The organism is Flagellimonas oceanensis (assembly GCF_003992595.1).
Classification (GTDB): Bacteria; Bacteroidota; Bacteroidia; order Flavobacteriales; family Flavobacteriaceae; genus Flagellimonas; species Flagellimonas oceanensis.
In genome coordinates this window covers 1-16,815 of record NZ_RZNA01000004.1, presented here as the reverse complement: position 1 = coordinate 16,815, position 16,815 = coordinate 1, and the positions used below count along the sequence as shown (strand labels likewise).

The 16,815-nt window shown below is 43.5% G+C and carries 18 protein-coding genes; 9 read left to right on the top strand and 9 right to left on the bottom strand.

Annotation, left to right across the window (positions count from 1 at the left end):
* Positions 1-43: 43 nt before the first annotated feature.
* Both EO132_RS01730 and EO132_RS01725 read left to right on the top strand, forming a co-directional pair.
* On the top strand, positions 44-769 hold the full coding sequence (locus tag EO132_RS01730) for a metallophosphoesterase (protein WP_127136326.1): 726 nt from the start codon (positions 44-46) through the stop codon (positions 767-769).
* Positions 770-814: 45 nt separating this feature from the next.
* Entirely contained in the window at positions 815-1,810 is a 996-nt protein-coding gene (locus EO132_RS01725; RefSeq protein ID WP_127136325.1) for an acyl-ACP desaturase, read from the top strand.
* 22 nt (positions 1,811-1,832) lie between these two features.
* Here EO132_RS01725 and EO132_RS01720 read toward each other — a convergent pair whose 3' ends face one another.
* The 6 genes from EO132_RS01720 to EO132_RS01695 all read right to left on the bottom strand — a co-directional run bounded on the left by EO132_RS01720 (position 1,833) and on the right by EO132_RS01695 (position 6,620).
* On the bottom strand, positions 1,833-2,420 hold the full coding sequence (locus EO132_RS01720) for a hypothetical protein (protein WP_235856356.1): 588 nt from the start codon (positions 2,418-2,420) through the stop codon (positions 1,833-1,835).
* A gap of 326 nt (positions 2,421-2,746) precedes the next feature.
* A complete protein-coding gene (gene amaB / locus EO132_RS01715; protein ID WP_127136324.1) occupies positions 2,747-4,300 on the bottom strand; it encodes an L-piperidine-6-carboxylate dehydrogenase in 1,554 nt (517 codons plus the stop codon).
* Between the two features lie 70 nt (positions 4,301-4,370).
* A complete protein-coding gene (locus EO132_RS01710) occupies positions 4,371-4,745 on the bottom strand; it encodes a DUF1304 domain-containing protein (RefSeq protein WP_127136323.1) in 375 nt (124 codons plus the stop codon).
* Positions 4,742-5,284 (bottom strand): 3-hydroxyanthranilate 3,4-dioxygenase, encoded by a 543-nt coding sequence (locus EO132_RS01705; RefSeq protein WP_127136322.1) that lies wholly within the window; start codon positions 5,282-5,284, stop codon positions 4,742-4,744. Before EO132_RS01705 ends, EO132_RS01710 begins: the two co-directional genes overlap by 4 nt.
* 105 nt (positions 5,285-5,389) lie before the next feature.
* Positions 5,390-5,983 carry a CAP domain-containing protein gene (locus tag EO132_RS01700; protein WP_127136321.1) on the bottom strand — a complete coding sequence of 198 codons (594 nt, stop codon included), beginning with the start codon at positions 5,981-5,983 and terminating at the stop codon, positions 5,390-5,392.
* A 106-nt stretch (positions 5,984-6,089) separates the two neighbouring features.
* On the bottom strand, positions 6,090-6,620 hold the full coding sequence (locus EO132_RS01695) for a CvpA family protein (protein ID WP_127136320.1): 531 nt from the start codon (positions 6,618-6,620) through the stop codon (positions 6,090-6,092).
* 60 nt (positions 6,621-6,680) lie between these two features.
* Here EO132_RS01695 and EO132_RS01690 point away from each other — a divergent pair, with 60 nt between their 5' ends.
* From EO132_RS01690 to EO132_RS01680, 3 genes are read left to right on the top strand one after another with little or no spacing between them, the layout of a single operon-like run.
* Positions 6,681-7,037 carry a hypothetical protein gene (locus EO132_RS01690; RefSeq protein WP_127136319.1) on the top strand — a complete coding sequence of 119 codons (357 nt, stop codon included), beginning with the start codon at positions 6,681-6,683 and terminating at the stop codon, positions 7,035-7,037.
* On the top strand, positions 7,038-7,346 hold the full coding sequence (locus EO132_RS01685) for an antibiotic biosynthesis monooxygenase family protein (protein ID WP_127136318.1): 309 nt from the start codon (positions 7,038-7,040) through the stop codon (positions 7,344-7,346).
* Between the two features lie 4 nt (positions 7,347-7,350).
* The gene (locus EO132_RS01680; RefSeq protein ID WP_127136317.1) at positions 7,351-9,018 is read left to right on the top strand and encodes a glycerol-3-phosphate dehydrogenase/oxidase; all 1,668 of its coding nucleotides are present in this window, start codon (positions 7,351-7,353) and stop codon (positions 9,016-9,018) included.
* On the opposite strand, the gene EO132_RS01675 is transcribed toward EO132_RS01680, so the two are convergent.
* Complete coding sequence (locus tag EO132_RS01675) at positions 9,015-10,016, bottom strand: NAD(P)H-dependent glycerol-3-phosphate dehydrogenase (protein WP_127136316.1); 1,002 nt, start codon at positions 10,014-10,016, stop codon at positions 9,015-9,017. The genes EO132_RS01680 and EO132_RS01675 overlap by 4 nt on opposite strands.
* Before the next feature lie 124 nt (positions 10,017-10,140).
* Here EO132_RS01675 and EO132_RS01670 point away from each other — a divergent pair, with 124 nt between their 5' ends.
* A complete protein-coding gene (locus tag EO132_RS01670; protein WP_127136315.1) occupies positions 10,141-11,061 on the top strand; it encodes a nicotinic acid mononucleotide adenyltransferase in 921 nt (306 codons plus the stop codon).
* A gap of 95 nt (positions 11,062-11,156) precedes the next feature.
* Here EO132_RS01670 and EO132_RS01665 read toward each other — a convergent pair whose 3' ends face one another.
* Positions 11,157-11,999, bottom strand: coding sequence for an AraC family transcriptional regulator (locus EO132_RS01665; protein ID WP_127136314.1), 843 nt, complete (start codon positions 11,997-11,999; stop codon positions 11,157-11,159).
* 139 nt (positions 12,000-12,138) lie between these two features.
* On the opposite strand from EO132_RS01665, the gene EO132_RS01660 reads away from it, so the two are divergent.
* Both EO132_RS01660 and EO132_RS01655 read left to right on the top strand, forming a co-directional pair.
* Positions 12,139-13,104 (top strand): phytanoyl-CoA dioxygenase family protein, encoded by a 966-nt coding sequence (locus EO132_RS01660; RefSeq protein ID WP_127136313.1) that lies wholly within the window; start codon positions 12,139-12,141, stop codon positions 13,102-13,104.
* An 82-nt stretch (positions 13,105-13,186) separates the two neighbouring features.
* Positions 13,187-14,710: a SulP family inorganic anion transporter gene (locus EO132_RS01655; RefSeq protein ID WP_127136312.1), complete on the top strand. Its 1,524-nt coding sequence runs from the start codon at positions 13,187-13,189 to the stop codon at positions 14,708-14,710.
* A gap of 9 nt (positions 14,711-14,719) precedes the next feature.
* Here the strand turns inward: EO132_RS01655 and EO132_RS01650 are convergent, their stop codons facing one another.
* Complete coding sequence (locus tag EO132_RS01650; protein ID WP_127136311.1) at positions 14,720-15,325, bottom strand: DinB family protein; 606 nt, start codon at positions 15,323-15,325, stop codon at positions 14,720-14,722.
* A 213-nt stretch (positions 15,326-15,538) separates the two neighbouring features.
* Here EO132_RS01650 and EO132_RS01645 point away from each other — a divergent pair, with 213 nt between their 5' ends.
* Complete coding sequence (locus EO132_RS01645) at positions 15,539-16,804, top strand: IS256 family transposase (RefSeq protein ID WP_127136011.1); 1,266 nt, start codon at positions 15,539-15,541, stop codon at positions 16,802-16,804.
* The last annotated feature ends 11 nt before the right edge of the window (positions 16,805-16,815 follow it).

The following is a 16,815-nucleotide window of genomic DNA, read 5'->3' as shown; positions in this document are numbered from 1 at the left end:
TATAGGCCAAGCATTTGTGTGTAATATTGCCAAAAACTTTTCTATGCGAACACTGGTAGTGGGCGACATTCATTCTGGGGTACGGGCTTTGGAACAATTGATGATGAGGGCCAAGGTTACTCCAGAAGATCATATTATTTTTTTGGGAGATTATGTTGATGCTTGGAGCACAGCAGTGGAGACCATCGATTTTTTGATTCAATTGCAAAGCGAGTATACCTGTACATTTATTCGAGGGAACCATGATGAACTTTGCAGGGCTTGGCTCTTGGATCAAAAAGAAAATCCACAGTGGTTGGCCCATGGAGGTACGGCAACTCGGGAATCTTATCTAAACACTGACAGGGACAAATGGGAGATACATCTCAAGTTTTATGCGGAACTGAAGAACCACTATTTGGCCGAGGACAGCCGTTTGTACCTGCATGCAGGATATACCAACCTCAAGGGCATTGACTATGAATATTTTGAGCAAACCTTTTATTGGGATCGAACCTTATGGGAACTGGCCAAAGCAATGGATCCAAGTTTAGAGCCATCGGATGCTAAATTCCCTAAAAGATTGACACACTACAAGGAAGTCTTTATCGGCCATACTCCCTTATCCAAAAGCGATGTGGTGCAACCCCAGAACAAAGCCAATGTTTGGAACGTGGACACCGGTGCAGCGTTCAAGGGTGGGCTGACCATGCTGGACGTGGAAACCAAGGAATATTGGCAAAGTGATCCCGTACACACATTTTATCCAGGAGAAAGAGGAAGAAATTAATCTCCTTTCATTATTTTATAAAGACCTTTGTAAAAACCCCGTACTATGTCGATTAAAAATGTAAGATTGGAAGTAATGCAGGCGATTGAACCCAAAGTAGAAGGGTTTATCGATGAATTTTTGATTCCAACAGAAAAAATATGGCAACCCACTGATTTTTTGCCGGACTCCCAAAGTGATAAATTTTTTGATGAAGTGGAAAAAATTCGAGGGGAAGCCAAGGAACTTGGCTATGATTTTTGGGTAACACTCGTTGCGGATACCATTACCGAAGAAGCCTTGCCGACCTATGAATCTTGGTTGATGGATGTGGAAGGCATAGATCAGCATAATGGTAAGGACAATGGCTGGAGCAAGTGGGTGCGTGCCTGGACCGCAGAAGAGAATCGTCACGGCGATGTCTTGAACAAGTACTTATACTTATCGGGTCGTGTGAATATGCGCGAAATTGAGATTACCACACAGCATTTGATTTCCGATGGATTTGACATAGGAACGGATAGAGACCCATACAAGAACTTTGTCTACACCACTTTTCAGGAGTTGGCCACCAATATTTCCCATAAAAGAGTGGGTAAAATGGCCAAGAAGAAAGGAAACCCGCTTTTGGCAAAAATGTGCACTATCATCGCTGGAGATGAAATGAGACATCATTTGGCGTATCGAGAGTTCGTAAAGACCATCATGGGGCAAGACCCGGACGGAATGGTCTTGGCCTTTGCCGATATGATGAAGAAAAAAATAGTAATGCCTGCCCATTTTCTACGTGAATCTGGCGGAACTATTGGCGAGGCATTTGAGCAGTTTTCGAATTGTGCACAACGTTTAGGGGTGTATACTTCGCAGGACTATATCGATATTCTGAAAAAGCTCAACGACTATTGGGATATAGGAAACCTTCGAGGACTGTCCGATCAAGCGGAAAAAGCAAGGGTTTATTTGATGAAACTTCCAGAACGGTTACAGCGTATCTCCGAGCGGATGCAATTTTCCCAACAACAGTATACCTTTAAATGGGTAGAGGCCAACGGAATGTTATAGAAAGACAAGTCAGTCTACCTGTTTAGTACTTACCGGCACGGTGTTTTTCCTGCCATTCGAATAATTGTTCCCAATGCCCTTCGTAGGCCATTTTAGCTTGCATGGGCCAAGAGGCGGGATCATGGATACGATAACGTTTCCCACCTGAGTCGAGTACTTCTTGGCATTTGTCTGCAGAGGTTTCCGCTAACTCTTTCCAAGTTTTTATTCCAAAATTGTGGAAGAGCCCTTCGATTTTAGGGCCTATGCCTTCCACGAGCTTCAAATCATTTTCCTTAATGGTTTTTCCTAAGGCAGCTTTGGCATGTTGCGCATCAAACGAGAACGATTCTTTTCTTGTGAGGATGTCCTTATCAAGTTGGAGCTCCTTGCTTGTTGTGGTGTATGAATCGAGTCGTTTTCGACAAGTTTCCAAATCGGATTTTAGCTTGGCATTTTGTATTTCAAGGGAATTGATCTCAAAGGATTTTTCCTGCAGGGAGGGTGTGTCGGATTTTCCAAAAAAATAGCCAAGAACCCCAGAAATGATTCCTGTGATGGCCAATACAATCCAATACCACATTGTTGAACCTATCCAATCCATAATAAATGAGTTGTAAGAACTTCTCATTTAAAATATTAAAAAAATCTTAAAAGCAGAGGATTTGGCCTTCAAAAATTCCTGTGATGGAGAAGAAATGAAGTTTTGTAGGAAAAATCAAAATCTAGAAATGGAATAAAAAGTGCCAACCATACAGTTTTTACGACCACTGGTAAGATACCATTTAATTTCTTGATAAAATATTTGGAAATTCAGGCCAAATATTAGGTAAAGAACCCTATTTCTCCCGACTAAGTTCCGGCATTGGAATAGGGTTTAAAGTTAAGTTTGAGTTAGTTAAACTGGTTTTAAAGACTGCCCATTTAGATTGAACCCTAAATGGGCGGCTTTTTTTGTTATAAATCGAACTTGATACCTTGTGCAAGCGGAAGTTCTGTTGTGTAGTTGATGGTGTTGGTTTGTCTTCTCATGTAAACCTTCCATGCATCGGAACCACTTTCTCTGCCTCCTCCGGTTTCTTTCTCACCACCAAAGGCCCCTCCTATCTCGGCACCGGAAGTACCAATATTCACGTTGGCAATACCACAGTCCGAACCTTCAACGGAAAGGAAACGCTCGGCTTCACGGAGATTGTTGGTCATTATGGCTGATGAAAGGCCTTGTCTGACCCCGTTTTGCATGTCCAAGGCATTCTGTAGGTCCCCGCTGTATTTCAAAATATACAGCACGGGTCCAAAGGTTTCATGTTGAACAATTTCGAAGTGGTTTTCCGCTTCGGCAATGGCAGGCTTTACGTAGCAACCGCTTTCATAGCCTTCGCCTTCCAGCACTCCACCTTCAACCAGGACTTTTCCACCTTCGGCCTCAACTTTTTCAAGGGCGTTCAGGTAATTCTTTACCGCATCTTTATCGATTAGTGGTCCTACATGGTTTTTCTCATCCAACGGATTCCCAATACGTATTTGTTTATAGGCGTCCACAATGGCGTTTTTGACCTTGTCGTATACATCTTCGTGTACAATGAGCCTCCGCGTTGAGGTACAGCGTTGTCCGCAGGTACCCACGGCACCAAATACCGCACCGATTACGGTGTTTTTGATATTGGCATCAGGTGTTACGATGATGGCGTTATTGCCTCCAAGTTCCAATAGGGTTTTTCCGAGACGCTCTGCCACGGTTTTGGCCACTATTTTTCCCATTCGGGTAGAGCCTGTTGCGGAAATCAATGGAATGCGTTCGTCCTTCGTCATGAACCCACCAACGTTATAGTTACCTGTGATCAAACAAGAAATCCCTTCAGGTGCACCATTTTCGGAGAACACACGAGCCGCTATATTTTGACATGCTACGGAGGTCATCGGTGTTTTTTCGGAACCTTTCCAAATGCAGGCATCGCCACACACCCATGCCAAGGCTGTATTCCATGACCAAACGGCCACAGGGAAGTTGAATGCGGAAATAATACCTACTACACCTAGCGGATGATATTGTTCGTACATTCTATGCCCGGGGCGTTCACTGTGCATGGTAAGTCCGTGCAATTGACGTGAGAGCCCTACAGCAAAGTCACAGATATCTATCATTTCCTGTACTTCTCCCAGGCCTTCTTGGTAGCTTTTGCCCATTTCATAGGAAACCAATTTGCCCAGTGGTTCCTTTAATCTGCGAAGCTCATCATTAAATTTTCGAACGATTTCCCCTCGCTGTGGAGCGGGCATGGTTCTCCATTCTTTAAAACCTTGTTGAGCTGTATTGATGACTTTCTCGTAATCCTCATGGGTGGTAGCTTTTACTTTACCAATCAAGGCACCATCAACGGGCGAGTAGGATTCAATGATTTCTCCTTCGGAAAACCAGTTTTTTCCTGTGGAAGTACCATTGTTTATTTGATTTAAGCCTAATTCTTTTAGGGCTTCTTCTATTCCAAAAGCAGTTGCTGTTTTTGACATTTATAACTTTTTATGGATGAATTGTTATATTTATACAAAAATACAAATAATCTTCAAGCCAATAAACGGTTTACAGGAATTGATGGACCAACAAGAGAAGAATTCCAATCAGCGCTGGAAGCGCCTGAACCCAAAATATTTTTTTTGAAGCGGTTATTGCGCCATAGATACCTGCTACCGATACACAGCCCAAAAAGAACAGCCCCACATAAATTTGCCATGCATCATCTTGAATGATGAGGGACCAAATCAATCCTGCGGCCAAAAAACCATTGTAAAGTCCCTGATTGGCAGCCAGTGTTTTTGTGGGTTCGAACAAATCTTCCTTTAGGGTTCGGAATACTTTTTTTGCTTTGGTGGTCCATGCGAACATTTCCAACCATAAAAAATAGATATGGAGCAATGCCACAATCCCAATAACGATTTTTGCGAAAAGGAGTATCATTCTTCTTTGGCCACAAAACGTTCGTCAACCGGCATGACGGTTCCACAATTATCGCAGGTACGCAACTCTTCCGAACCGTAAAAGTGCTTAAAATGACCTAGAAAATCCTTTTCGATATCATTCAGTTTAAAGTACACTTCGTACAATTTGTGGTTACAGTTGTCGCAGAACCAAAGCAATCCGTCATCGGCATCCAGATGTGCCCGTTTACGCTCGATGACCAACCCAATGGAACCCTCCTGGCGGGCAGGGGAATGCGGTACCTTGGCGGGATGCAGGTACATATCGCCAGGCCCAAGCTTCATGGTCCTTTTTTGACCATCTTCTTGAATGTGAACCTCTATGTTGCCTTCCAATTGATAAAAAAGTTCCTCGGTCTCGTTGTAGTGGTAGTCTTTTCGAGCGTTGGGTCCTGCCACGATCATTACAATATAATCGCCGGACTCTTTGTACAAGTTTTTATTGCCAACGGGCGGTTTTAAGGTGTCTCGGTTCTCCTCAATCCATTTATTTAGGTTGAAAGGTGCCTGTATTGCCATGTTCAAAGATTTTACGAAAGGTAAAAAAAACCTCGCTGGCAACATAGCGATTAACAAAAAAGACCCACTGATTAGCGGGTCTTTATCTGATATATTTTTGAGTGGTTATTCCACCTTCATGAAAATCTGTGTGTAATAGGGTCTACCTTGCTTATCCAATTGTACGCTAAGCGTTGTGTGGGTAAAGTCCCCCTCCATTGCTTTTTTATGGGATGTACTGTTGAGCCAACCCTCCAAGGTTTTTTCTGCGGAAGTATAGTATCTGGCTACATTTTCAGATATACTGACCGCATGGGTTTCTTCGGCAATCTTTTCCGCACGGGATTGAAAATTATCGTGACTTAGACTGTTTTTGGAAATCATGTAGTCGTTATGCTCTTCGGCATATTTGTATGTTGTACTACTGTTTTCCAACATGGGAAGGCCCTTCGAGCTTCTGTGGTTGTTTACAAGGGTCATTACTTCAGTCTCCATTGTGTTTGGGTCCACAGTGATTTTCTCATTCCCTAGGGTTGCTTCAGTATAATCATGCGTCTCTTCTTGAATGGTTGATGTGCTGCAGTCACTTAGGGCAACAGCAAATACTATGACCAGCAACGTGCCATATAATTTTTTCATTTTCGGGGTGTTTTCCGGGAGTGTTCTAAGTTCCCTAATGTTCTCGTTCGCTAAGCTAAGGGAGACATTGTCCTTTTCCATGAAATTTCCATGTTAGGACGGATTATCACGTTGAAATACAATATACTGGACTGAACGGTTGGTTTGAATAAGAATACAATTCCATTTATCGAAAAAAACGCACCGTTTATATGATCTCTTCCCTGGCTTTAATTTCTTCGGAGGGAACGGTTTCGTCATCATCGAACACATAGGAAAACACCAAATCCCCTATTTCCTTGATAGGCTCATAAAAAACGGATTGTTCTTTGGTTTCCTCATTGATGAGACCCAACGGGGAGGCAAGTTTTTCGAAGAAAATGAGGAATGCCCCTAAGATTACGGCAACCTTCAGTGCCCCAAAAATGCCCCCGGCGATTTTGTTCAATAGTCCGAGCATGGCAAAGTCGGCAATCTTGGTCAAGAATTTTCCGGCCAAGTTTACCACAATGATAATGGCAAAGAAAGTAATCAGAAATGCTGCGATTTTAAGATATTGGTCGCTCCAATCAAATCGCTCGGCAAGATAATCGCCCGTGATGTATGAAAAATGGATGGCACCGTATATTCCCGCGATCAAGGCGATCAGGGAAGCCAATTCCACAAAAAGGCCATTTTTCAAGCCTTTGTAAAGGCCCCAGACCAAAAGAATACCGATGATAATATCCAAAAAGCTCATACAAGGGTTTTAACAAATATAGAATATTGATTTGTACCTTTGGTACTCATAGCAAAACACATGTCAAGAGACGATCAATTAAAGGAACGATGGGAATTTTTGGTGGAGAAACTCTCTGCCCAATTTTCGGATGGAGACCCGCTGGAGCTGGACGGAATTGTCTATTTGGTAGGCGTTCAGGAACTCGGTAATTTTCATCGTAAATTTAAAAAGGACGAGAAAGTCAATTTGATGCATATTGCCATCTGCAGGCTATTGGAGCCTTATGGCTACTACGATTTTGATTTTTTTGATGATGATGGATGGCCACACTATACCATGAAGGAGCAATTGCCGCCACTTAAGGCAGGAGAGCAAGCCGTTTTGATGAAGGAGGCCTTGGTCAATTATTTCTTGGAGAAAGAATACATCAGCTAAATGGAACTGCAAAAACCATACTACGCCGTAATTTTTTCCAGTCATAGAACCGAGGGGGACCAAGGATATGCTGAAATGGCGGAAGAAATGGAACTGCTGGCCCGAAAACAACCTGGCTTTTTGGATATCGAAAGTGCCCGGGACGGACTGGGCATTACGGTAAGCTACTGGGAAAGTTTGGAGGCCATTGCCGAGTGGAAAGCCAATGTGGACCATAGACAGGCTCAGAAAAATGGTATAAAAACATGGTACTCCTGGTATAAGGTCAGGATTTGCAAGGTGGAACGCGAATACGAATTCAACACATAGAAACATGGGCGAGAACATTGCTTTTTCCAACGTAGATAGAAAAAAGAACCTGCAGAAGGCGGCGAAGACTGCCTATGACTTAGTGGTAATTGGAGGGGGAATCACAGGAGCGGGTATTGCTTTGGATGCTTCTTCTCGTGGGATGAAGGTATTGTTGCTCGAAAAAGGCGATTTTGCTTCTGGCACCAGTAGCAAATCCACCAAATTGATTCATGGTGGTCTACGTTACTTAAAGCAGTTCGATTTTTGGTTGGTAAAAGAAGTAGGTTCCGAACGAGCCATCGTACATAAATTGGCCCCGCATTTGGTGCTTCCGGAAAAAATGTTGCTTCCTCTTATCGAAGGCGGTTCCTACGGAAAATGGTTGACATCCATCGGACTAAAAGTGTACGATATTTTGGCCCAGGTTTCCGGGGATGATAAACGACAGATGTTGGAGAAAAAGGAGGCCATGAAATTGGAGCCCCTTTTGCCCAAAAAAATATTGAACGGCGCAGGCTACTATGCTGAGTACCGAACGGATGACGCTCGATTGACTTTGGAAAACTTAAAGACCAGTCTTCAATTTGGCACAGAGATTTTCAATTATACCAAGGTTACCGATTTTATTTACGAGGATGAAAAAGTAGCAGGGGTAAAGTTCACGGACGAAGTGTTCGGAGAAGAGTACAATGTTTCGTCAAAATATGTGATCAATGCTGCTGGACCATGGGTGGATGAGCTTAGAAGTGTGAACCAATCCAAAAAAGGCAAGCGACTGCATTTGACCAAGGGAGTCCATTTGGTGTTTCCAAAGGAAAAACTTCCGGTAAAGCAATCCGTGTATTTTGATATTCCCGACGGACGTATGATGTTCGCCATTCCACGAGGCAAAGTAACCTATATTGGGACCACTGATACCAATTACAATTCCGATAAGGACCATGTGACCACCGAACTTGCCGATGCTATATACCTGATTTCGGCAGTCAACAATATGTTCCCGAACATTGAATTGGAGCTGGATGACATTATTTCCTCTTGGGCAGGACTGCGACCGCTGATTCACGAAGAGGGTAAATCGGCTTCAGAACTATCCCGAAAGGATGAAATTTTCACTTCCGAAACGGGATTGGTCAGTATTGCGGGAGGAAAGCTGACGGGATACCGAAAAATGGCCGAAAGAACCGTGAACCGTATCGCCAAAAAAATGGAAGAAGACCATGAAGTAAAACTGGAGCATTGCACCACGGACAAAATTCCACTCTGCGGAAACGATTTTAAAAAGTTCAAACACGTTAAAAAATACATTTCCAAACTACAAGAGCAACTCCAGGCTGATGGATTTGCCAAATACGAAACGTGGTATTTGGTAACGACGTATGGTAAGCAGACCGAATCCATTTTGGAACTATATGCCAAGATAAAGGGAGACAAGCCGAAAGAGCGAATGATCAAGGCTGAGGCTCAATTTGCCATAGCCCACGAAATGGCTTTGAATCCACTGGACTTTTTCATTAGAAGAACCGGTCGACTTTATTTTGATATCGACAGCGTTCGAAAAAACAAAGCTGCTGTTTTTGAGGAATTCCAGAAGGCATACAACTACTCTGTAGAAGAAATGGAGGCCTTTTCAACCGAATTGGATGCGCAATTAAAGGAGCATTCCGATTTTTCTTTGGAGCGGGGTTAATCCAACTTCTCTGTCAACTTCTCAAATACCTTTTTGGGATTCTTGTTTTTGTAAAGTACTTGGTACACTGCGTTTATGATGGGTGTTTTGGACTTCTTTTGCAGTTTGTCCATAAGGTCATGGGCACTTTGGGTCGCGTAGTAGCCTTCGGCCACCATGTTCATTTCCATCATCGCGCTTTTAACGGTGTAGCCCTTACCGATCATATTCCCGAACATACGGTTCCTACTGAATGTGGAATATCCCGTTACCAATAAATCACCCAGATATGCCGATGCATTGATGTTACGCTTCATTTTGTACACGCGGTCAATAAAACGCTTCATTTCACGGATGGCATTGCTCATCAACACACTTTGGAAATTGTCGCCGTAGCCGAGTCCGTGCGCGATGCCCGCGGCAATGGCATAAATGTTCTTCAGCATGGCAGCGTATTCGGTCCCAATAATGTCATCGGAGATTTTGGTACGGATATAGTCGCTCTTTAAATGTTTTGCCACCATTTTGGCCTTGTCGGCATCAGCGCAGGCGATGGTAAGGTAAGATAATCGCTCCAAGGCCACCTCTTCGGCATGGCAAGGTCCCGTGATTACACCGATGTTCTCAAAAGGGATTTCATATTTCTCATTGAAATGTTCTCCAACAATCCGTCCGCTTTCGGGAACAATCCCCTTAATGGCGGAAAAAATGATTTTATCTTTCAAGGAAACCGTCAAATTCTGCAATTCCCTATCCAAAAAAGCAGAAGGAATGGCAAAAATGAGCACGTCGGAGGCTTCCACAACCTCATTAATGTCAAAGCTCATCTTCAGTTGGTCCACGTCAAATTCCACGGAACTCAAATAGTTAGGATTGTGCCATTCTTTTTTAATGTGACGAATTGCGGAATCGCTTCGCATATACCAATTGACCTCATCCAAATTTTCGGTCAACATCTTCACTATGGCCGTTCCCCAACTTCCACCTCCAAAAACTCCAAACGTAAGCTTGTCTTTCATGCATCCAAATTAGTGTGTAAAGCTAAAAAATAAATTTATCAGCCTATTATATTCTGATTATCAAAGAGTTAAAAATTATGGCACAGTGCTTGGTTTATGTAAAGAGAACTTTAAAACCTCGATTATGAAAAATAGAAAACTACTCTTTGGAATTTTGTTTATTGGTCTAATGGCCAGTTCTTGTTACACCGAGGTTATTGTGGAAGATGATTTGATTACAGAACCACCAATCAATACCGCCTTGGTTTTGGAATCTCATGATCTTTGGTATGTGGATATCAACGAAACCCGCGGAAACGGTGAAGTTCCCTTTTTACAGCGAGCTTTTACCATTTCTTTTGATAGGGGAATCGTGTATGCCAATAACAACCTTTCAGGTCTTGGCAAAACAGGCAATGGTCTTGGTATTGATGTGGGTGCCTACGCCACCTATAGTGGTCAAGTGGAAATAGACCATGATGTAGACGGACTTTGGTTATTGGAAGTTATCGCTTTGGATAATAATACGTTGGAAATCTACGACCCTCGTTCGGATACTTCCTATATTTTGGAAGGGTATCAAAAAAACAACTTTGATTACGACTTCATATTTTACGATAACATCCACTATTTTTTACAGGAATACCAAGTTTGGGAGAAAACCTATACCAGTGAAGTCGGTGCCCTGAACGAATTTGATGAGGAGAACTATTTGCAGTTTTTTGATGATGGAGGCGGGTATTTCAGGTCTTCGGTGGATGCAAAGGGTATTTCACTCGCCAATGTGCAGTGGGACTATGAAGGAGATTATGAAGTGTATGATGTGGCCAACGATGGATCGCTCAAAACTTTAACACTCGATTATGACTTCTTGGGCAATGATTATTTTGAGTTGTACGTTATCAATGATAGTACCATAGAGTTGTACCATGTATCCAGCGGAACGGTGTATGAATTTACAGGAAGAGGATACATTCAATATTTGAAATCAAGCGACGGAACAAGTAAAAAACGTTCAAAGACCAATAACCCTGTAATGGACGTTACCCGTCAACGAGATAAGTAAGGAAGAACAGTTTTGTTCGACTGTACAAACAGTTTTTTTGGTTGGTTATTTAGTTAAGAATCGCCCTGGGCAATTAAGCTCGGGGCGGTTCTTTTTCATTTGTTTCTCTTTTTATAATCCGATGGATTCTCTCCACTGATTTTTTTAAAGGTCCGATTAAAATAAGACAAGCTCTCAAAACCACATTCATAACAAGTTTCGCCAATGTTCCTACCGGTCAACAATAAGCGTTTGGCTTGCGTAATCCGATACTGGTTCAAGAAATGGGTAAAAGTGCTCCCAGTGTTCTTTTTGAAATACCTGCAAAAAGCTTCTTTACCTAAATTGATGGATGCCGCAATATCCTCCAAGGCTATTTTTCTGGAATAGTTTTCGTCAATATAGGAATACACCTTTTGCAAACGTTCCTGATGCTTGTTGGCCTTTTCGTTTATAATTGGTTTTTGATGTAACAGCGTATAATCATCACTCTTGGCCAAAAGCTTGAGCAATTGTAAAATTTTAAGGAACTGTTCAAACCGACTCATTCCTTGTAATCGCTTCATTATGCCCCCCACAGTTTCCTTGGTTTTACCATAAAAAGCTATGCCGCGCTGTGACTTGTCCAACAACTCATACACGTCTTCCAGTTCCTCTATTTCGGTAAACACCTTTTCTTTAAGGGACGCACTGATGTGCAAAACTTCCTTGTGATATTCGGTTTTAATACCATGATCAAAATTCAAATGGGGAATATTGGAACCAATCAAAACAAGGTCACTTCCCTTAAAATTGGAGATATGCCTCCCTACGTGTCGCTTGCCGTTTGCACCCTCGATGTAGACCAGTTCAAACTCCGGATGAAAATGCCAAAAAAAGAGATCGTTCAACTTGGGATTGTGCAATAAATGGAAGGAACTCTTCTCGTTGGGTTGTATGTTTTCAAGCTGAATTTTCATTTTATTGGTCAATTATTTATAAAAATAATCATTAAAAGTCAAAATAGTTCAAATAGTGGTCAATGTTAGGGTGGAAACCGCTTATCTGCTCCCATAGTTTTGGGGTATAGCATTTTGCAACTAAAAAAATAGAAATAACATGCAGCAAAAAATGGAAATGGCCAATAAGGCCCACGAAGCAATTCCTGGAAACCCCTCTACGGCAACCAGCAGTAAAACAAAGCTAAATGATAGATCTAATGGCAAACCATTACGCGTGCTCTCCGAAGAGGACTGGGCGTTTTGGATGGAAAATGGGTATATCGTAATCAAAAATGCCGTTCCAAAGGAACAAGCCAAGGCGACCGCCGATTTTTTATGGGAGTTTGATGAAAAAGACCCGAATGACCCAGAAACCTGGTACGCGCCTCCCCGAGCGGAGATGAAAATGAAAGAACTCACGGGAACTGGAATGGTAGAAGTATATAACAATCAACTTTTATGGAACAACAGACAAACACAAAAAGTATACGAAGCCTTTGTGGACATTTGGGGAACGGAAAAGTTATGGGTGACCATAGATCGGGCCAACTTGAACATGCCGCAACGTCCGGGAGAGAACAAAAAAGGGTTCATTCATTGGGACTACGATCCGGAGACCAAGCCTCAAAATGTACAGGGTGTATTGGCCCTTGCCGATCAAACCGATGAGAACATGGGCGGATTCCAGTGCATACCTTGGCTGTACCGAAATTATGATACTTGGAAACTGACCCAACCCGAAGACCGTGACCATTTTCAACCCGACATCACTGGATTGGAGGACAAAATCGTTAAGGTAAAACTGGAAGCTGGAGACCTTCTGATTTTTAACAGTACCCAGCCACATGGAATCCGGCCCAACAATTCAGGGGACAAGGTTCGGATTGCACAATACATTTCCATGATGCCCGCTGAGGAAGACAATGAAGAAATGCGACAATGGCGCATCAATTCATGGAAAAATAGAATTGCTCCCGAAGGCTACGCATTTCCAGGAGATCCACGAAAATGGGAGCAAACCAAATACGAAACCGCCAAATTAAGTCCGCTCGGAGAAAAGTTATTGGGGCTGACTAACTGGTAGATTATCAAATCCTTAAAAATTTCCGTGCGATTAGGGTCTTGCATTTAATAATGCTACTTTTGCGCGCTTCAAGAAAGAAGCCATGAAAAAGTATCTCAACCTTTTTGATTTTTCTCAAAAAGTAAACTATCGCACAGAAATTTTATCGGGCTTAACCGTTGCACTTGCCTTGGTGCCCGAAGCCATCGCCTTTGCCTTTATCGCGGGCCTATCCCCATTGACCGGTTTGTATGCGGCATTTGTAATGGGACTGGTCACTTCCATTTTGGGAGGTAGACCGGGAATGATCTCTGGAGCTACTGGAGCTGTGGCGGTTGTCATCGTTACCTTGGCGCAGCAATATGGAGTGGAGTATGTTTTTGCCACCGTGATTCTTGCAGGAATTTTACAATTGTTGGCTGGTATTCTTCGACTGGGTAAATTAATGCGTTTGGTGCCTCATCCCGTGATTTTTGGATTTGTGAACGGGTTGGCTGTGATCATCTTCATGTCGCAGATGAGCCAGTTCAAGACTGTCGACGGTGAATGGTTGAGTGGAAGTACCCTTTATATTTTCTTGGGATTGGTACTGTTGACCATGGTGGTGATTTGGGGACTCCCCAAGCTCACTAAAGTAATTCCGGCGTCCTTGGCCGCTATTCTTTTGGTATTCGGTATTGTGTTCTTCTTTGGATTGGATACACGCACCATTGGGGATATCGCTTCCATTCAAGGAACATTTCCTCCTTTTCATATTCCTGATCTTCCCTTTACGTGGGAAACCTTGCAGATTATATTTCCTTTTGCCGCAATTATGGCGGGAGTTGGTTTGATTGAGAGTTTGTTGACCCTGAATATTGTGGATGAGATTACCGAAACACGTGGTCGTGGCAACAAAGAAGCTGTTGCTCAAGGAACAGCGAACATTCTCTCTGGATTGTTCTCCGGTATGGGTGGTTGTGCTATGATCGGGCAGAGTTTGATCAACACCTCGAATGGGGCAAGGGCTCGACTATCAGGTATTTTTGCTGCCTTGATGTTGTTGGTCTTTATCATGTTCGGTTCCAGCTTGATTGAAAAGGTACCCATGGCCGCCCTTACAGGTCTGATGATTATGGTAGCACTGGGAACCTTTGAATGGGCGAGTTTGAAGACCTTCCGTAGAATGCCAAAATCCGATGTATTGGTAATGGTATTGGTGACCTTGGTGACTGTCTTCCTTCATAATTTGGCTCTAGCTGTTTTGGTGGGCGTTATCATTTCCGCATTGGTATTTGCTTGGGACAACGCAAAACGCATCCGTGCCCGAAAAAGCATGGATGACGAAGGTGTGAAGCATTATGAAATATACGGTCCTCTATTCTTTGGAAGCACCACATTATTTGCCGAAAAGTTTGATGTACTGAACGATCCTGAAGAAGTGGTGATTGACTTTGCGGAAAGCAGGTTGGTGGATATGTCCGCCATTGAGGCCGTGAACAAGATCACGGAACGCTATCGAAAAGTGGGCAAAAAAGTACACTTGAAGCACTTAAGCCGAGACTGTAGGAGATTGTTGGCCAATGCCGACGATATTATCGAAGTGAATGTTCTGGAAGATCCAACCTATAAGGTGGTGGTGGATTAAGGTTGGACGTTACTCTTTGGTCTTTCCCAAGAACACGTTTACATTGGGGTTTTGTGGATTACCACTGGCACGTCGCATCAAAACTACTTGACCGGTATGATGGATGCAATCCGTAATCATACCATTGATCATGTTCCAATAGGGAAACTCCGAGGTGTTCTCTCCTTGTCGAAAAACAATGATGAGTTCCTGCAAGGCATCAATGTCTTTGCCCAATACCAAATCACTGGCTTGTTTTAAATTGCTCAAGGTCATTTTGCGTAATTCATCAAAGGAATAATCCGTTATGTCATCCGCTCGGATAATGTGCTCCCCTTTGTTGGTCATTAAAATGGATTGGGATAAGCTAAAAATATGGGTTAGCGTTTGCATTGCCGTGCGCCCTCCTTCCGAAGGTTGGTACAATAAATCCTTCTCGGTAAGTCCTTCCGTGGCCCAATAATAACGAAAACCTAATCCGTCAATCATTCTGGAAACAACATTTCCCGAAGCATAGTTGGAGGGATAATCAGGTATTTCTTTATACGGAAGTTCCATTTCTTGAGCTTTTAGGTTGACTTGAAGCATCAAAATAAAGAGAATAGAAGTAAACTGAAAAGGGAAACGATGTTTCATAAAAATAGGATTGGGAAATAAAGATAATTTTAATCACATTCGGATTTTATTAAAGGCATGGATGAGGTGAAATTGATGGTTTCTTTATCCTTAAATGCCATGCCGGTATCATCCAGTTCTCCATAACCTTCAACAAGTTGATTACCTTTCGAGACTGTAAACTGAACTCTGTCTGAAAAAGATTAGAAGTATTAATTTTATTCAGACAGTACCATGACAAAGAAAGAACAGACAGAATTTGAAAAGAAGGTGCTCGAGCAGTTCATGTCGGGCAAGAACCTTTTCGGTGAGGGAGGCGCCTTTGCCCCCATGCTGAAGAATGTGATCGAGAAGGCCCTTGAGGCGGAGATGGACGGCCATCTGGACGAGGGTGAGCGCACCAAGGGCAACAAACGCAATGGCAAGGGAAAAAAGACGCTGAAAAGTGGTTTTGGGACCTTCGACATCGATACCCCGCAGGACCGCCAGAGCAGCTTTGAGCCGGAACTTGTGAAGAAACGCCAGACCATCCTGGCGGACAATCTCTCGGAGAAGATCATCGGGCTCTACGGCCTTGGGATGAGTTACCGCGACATCTCGTCCCATATCAAGGAGATGTACGATACGGAGATCTCCCATACGGTCTTAAGCCAGATCACCGATCGGATCGTCCCCGATGTAAAGGCGTGGCAGAACCGTCCCCTGGAGCCCCTCTATTGCATCGTGTGGCTGGATGCCATGCACTACAAGGTAAAGGTCGATGGGAAGATCGAGCACAAGGCCCTTTATAACATACTTGGCATCAACAAGGAGGGATATAAGGAAGTTTTGGGCATGTACATCTCCGAGAGCGAGGGTGCCAACTTCTGGCTCCAGGTGCTGACCGACCTGAACAACCGTGGACTGCAGGACATCCTTATTGCCTGTACCGATAACCTGAAGGGCTTTACCGAGGCCATACTCAGCATATTCCCAAAGACCCAGGTACAGAAGTGCATTGTACACCAGATACGCAATTCCCTCAGGTATATTGCCTCAAAGGACCAAAAGGAGTTCATGCGGGACCTCAAAGAGGTATACCGGGCCACCAGTAAGGAGGTGGCCGAGGACGGACTCCTGGCCCTGGGCGAAAAATGGGGAGGCAAATATCCCGTGGTCATTGAATCCTGGCAGAACAACTGGGAAGAGCTCTCCCAGTACTTCCAATACACCCCGCCCATCCGCAAACTGATCTATACCACCAATGCCGTGGAGGGCTTCCACCGCCAGGTACGCAAGGTCACCAAGACCAAAGGGGCCTTTACAAACGATATGGCCCTGCTCAAGCTGGTCTACCTGGCCACCAGGAACATCGAGAAGAAATGGACATCGCCCCTGCAGAATTGGAGCCTGGTGGTCCAGCAACTTTATATTAAATTTGGGGAGAGGATTCCCTTGGAATTAAATCCCAATCCCTCTGGGGCTAGCCCCAGAGGGATTGATGGATCGGACAGAGTTTAATTTACAGACCC

What these genes read in the sequence shown, in the direction of transcription:
- EO132_RS01730 (WP_127136326.1), top strand. Translation starts at nt 44, where the DNA reads ATGCGAACACTGGTAGTGGGCGACATTCATTCTGGGGTACGGGCTTTG.
- EO132_RS01725 (WP_127136325.1), top strand. Translation starts at nt 815, where the DNA reads ATGTCGATTAAAAATGTAAGATTGGAAGTAATGCAGGCGATTGAACCC.
- EO132_RS01720 (WP_235856356.1), bottom strand. Translation starts at nt 2,420, where the DNA reads ATGAGAAGTTCTTACAACTCATTTATTATGGATTGGATAGGTTCAACA.
- amaB (WP_127136324.1), bottom strand. Translation starts at nt 4,300, where the DNA reads ATGTCAAAAACAGCAACTGCTTTTGGAATAGAAGAAGCCCTAAAAGAA.
- EO132_RS01710 (WP_127136323.1), bottom strand. Translation starts at nt 4,745, where the DNA reads ATGATACTCCTTTTCGCAAAAATCGTTATTGGGATTGTGGCATTGCTC.
- EO132_RS01705 (WP_127136322.1), bottom strand. Translation starts at nt 5,284, where the DNA reads ATGGCAATACAGGCACCTTTCAACCTAAATAAATGGATTGAGGAGAAC.
- EO132_RS01700 (WP_127136321.1), bottom strand. Translation starts at nt 5,983, where the DNA reads ATGGAAAAGGACAATGTCTCCCTTAGCTTAGCGAACGAGAACATTAGG.
- EO132_RS01695 (WP_127136320.1), bottom strand. Translation starts at nt 6,620, where the DNA reads ATGAGCTTTTTGGATATTATCATCGGTATTCTTTTGGTCTGGGGCCTT.
- EO132_RS01690 (WP_127136319.1), top strand. Translation starts at nt 6,681, where the DNA reads ATGTCAAGAGACGATCAATTAAAGGAACGATGGGAATTTTTGGTGGAG.
- EO132_RS01685 (WP_127136318.1), top strand. Translation starts at nt 7,038, where the DNA reads ATGGAACTGCAAAAACCATACTACGCCGTAATTTTTTCCAGTCATAGA.
- EO132_RS01680 (WP_127136317.1), top strand. Translation starts at nt 7,351, where the DNA reads ATGGGCGAGAACATTGCTTTTTCCAACGTAGATAGAAAAAAGAACCTG.
- EO132_RS01675 (WP_127136316.1), bottom strand. Translation starts at nt 10,016, where the DNA reads ATGAAAGACAAGCTTACGTTTGGAGTTTTTGGAGGTGGAAGTTGGGGA.
- EO132_RS01670 (WP_127136315.1), top strand. Translation starts at nt 10,141, where the DNA reads ATGAAAAATAGAAAACTACTCTTTGGAATTTTGTTTATTGGTCTAATG.
- EO132_RS01665 (WP_127136314.1), bottom strand. Translation starts at nt 11,999, where the DNA reads ATGAAAATTCAGCTTGAAAACATACAACCCAACGAGAAGAGTTCCTTC.
- EO132_RS01660 (WP_127136313.1), top strand. Translation starts at nt 12,139, where the DNA reads ATGCAGCAAAAAATGGAAATGGCCAATAAGGCCCACGAAGCAATTCCT.
- EO132_RS01655 (WP_127136312.1), top strand. Translation starts at nt 13,187, where the DNA reads ATGAAAAAGTATCTCAACCTTTTTGATTTTTCTCAAAAAGTAAACTAT.
- EO132_RS01650 (WP_127136311.1), bottom strand. Translation starts at nt 15,325, where the DNA reads ATGAAACATCGTTTCCCTTTTCAGTTTACTTCTATTCTCTTTATTTTG.
- EO132_RS01645 (WP_127136011.1), top strand. Translation starts at nt 15,539, where the DNA reads ATGACAAAGAAAGAACAGACAGAATTTGAAAAGAAGGTGCTCGAGCAG.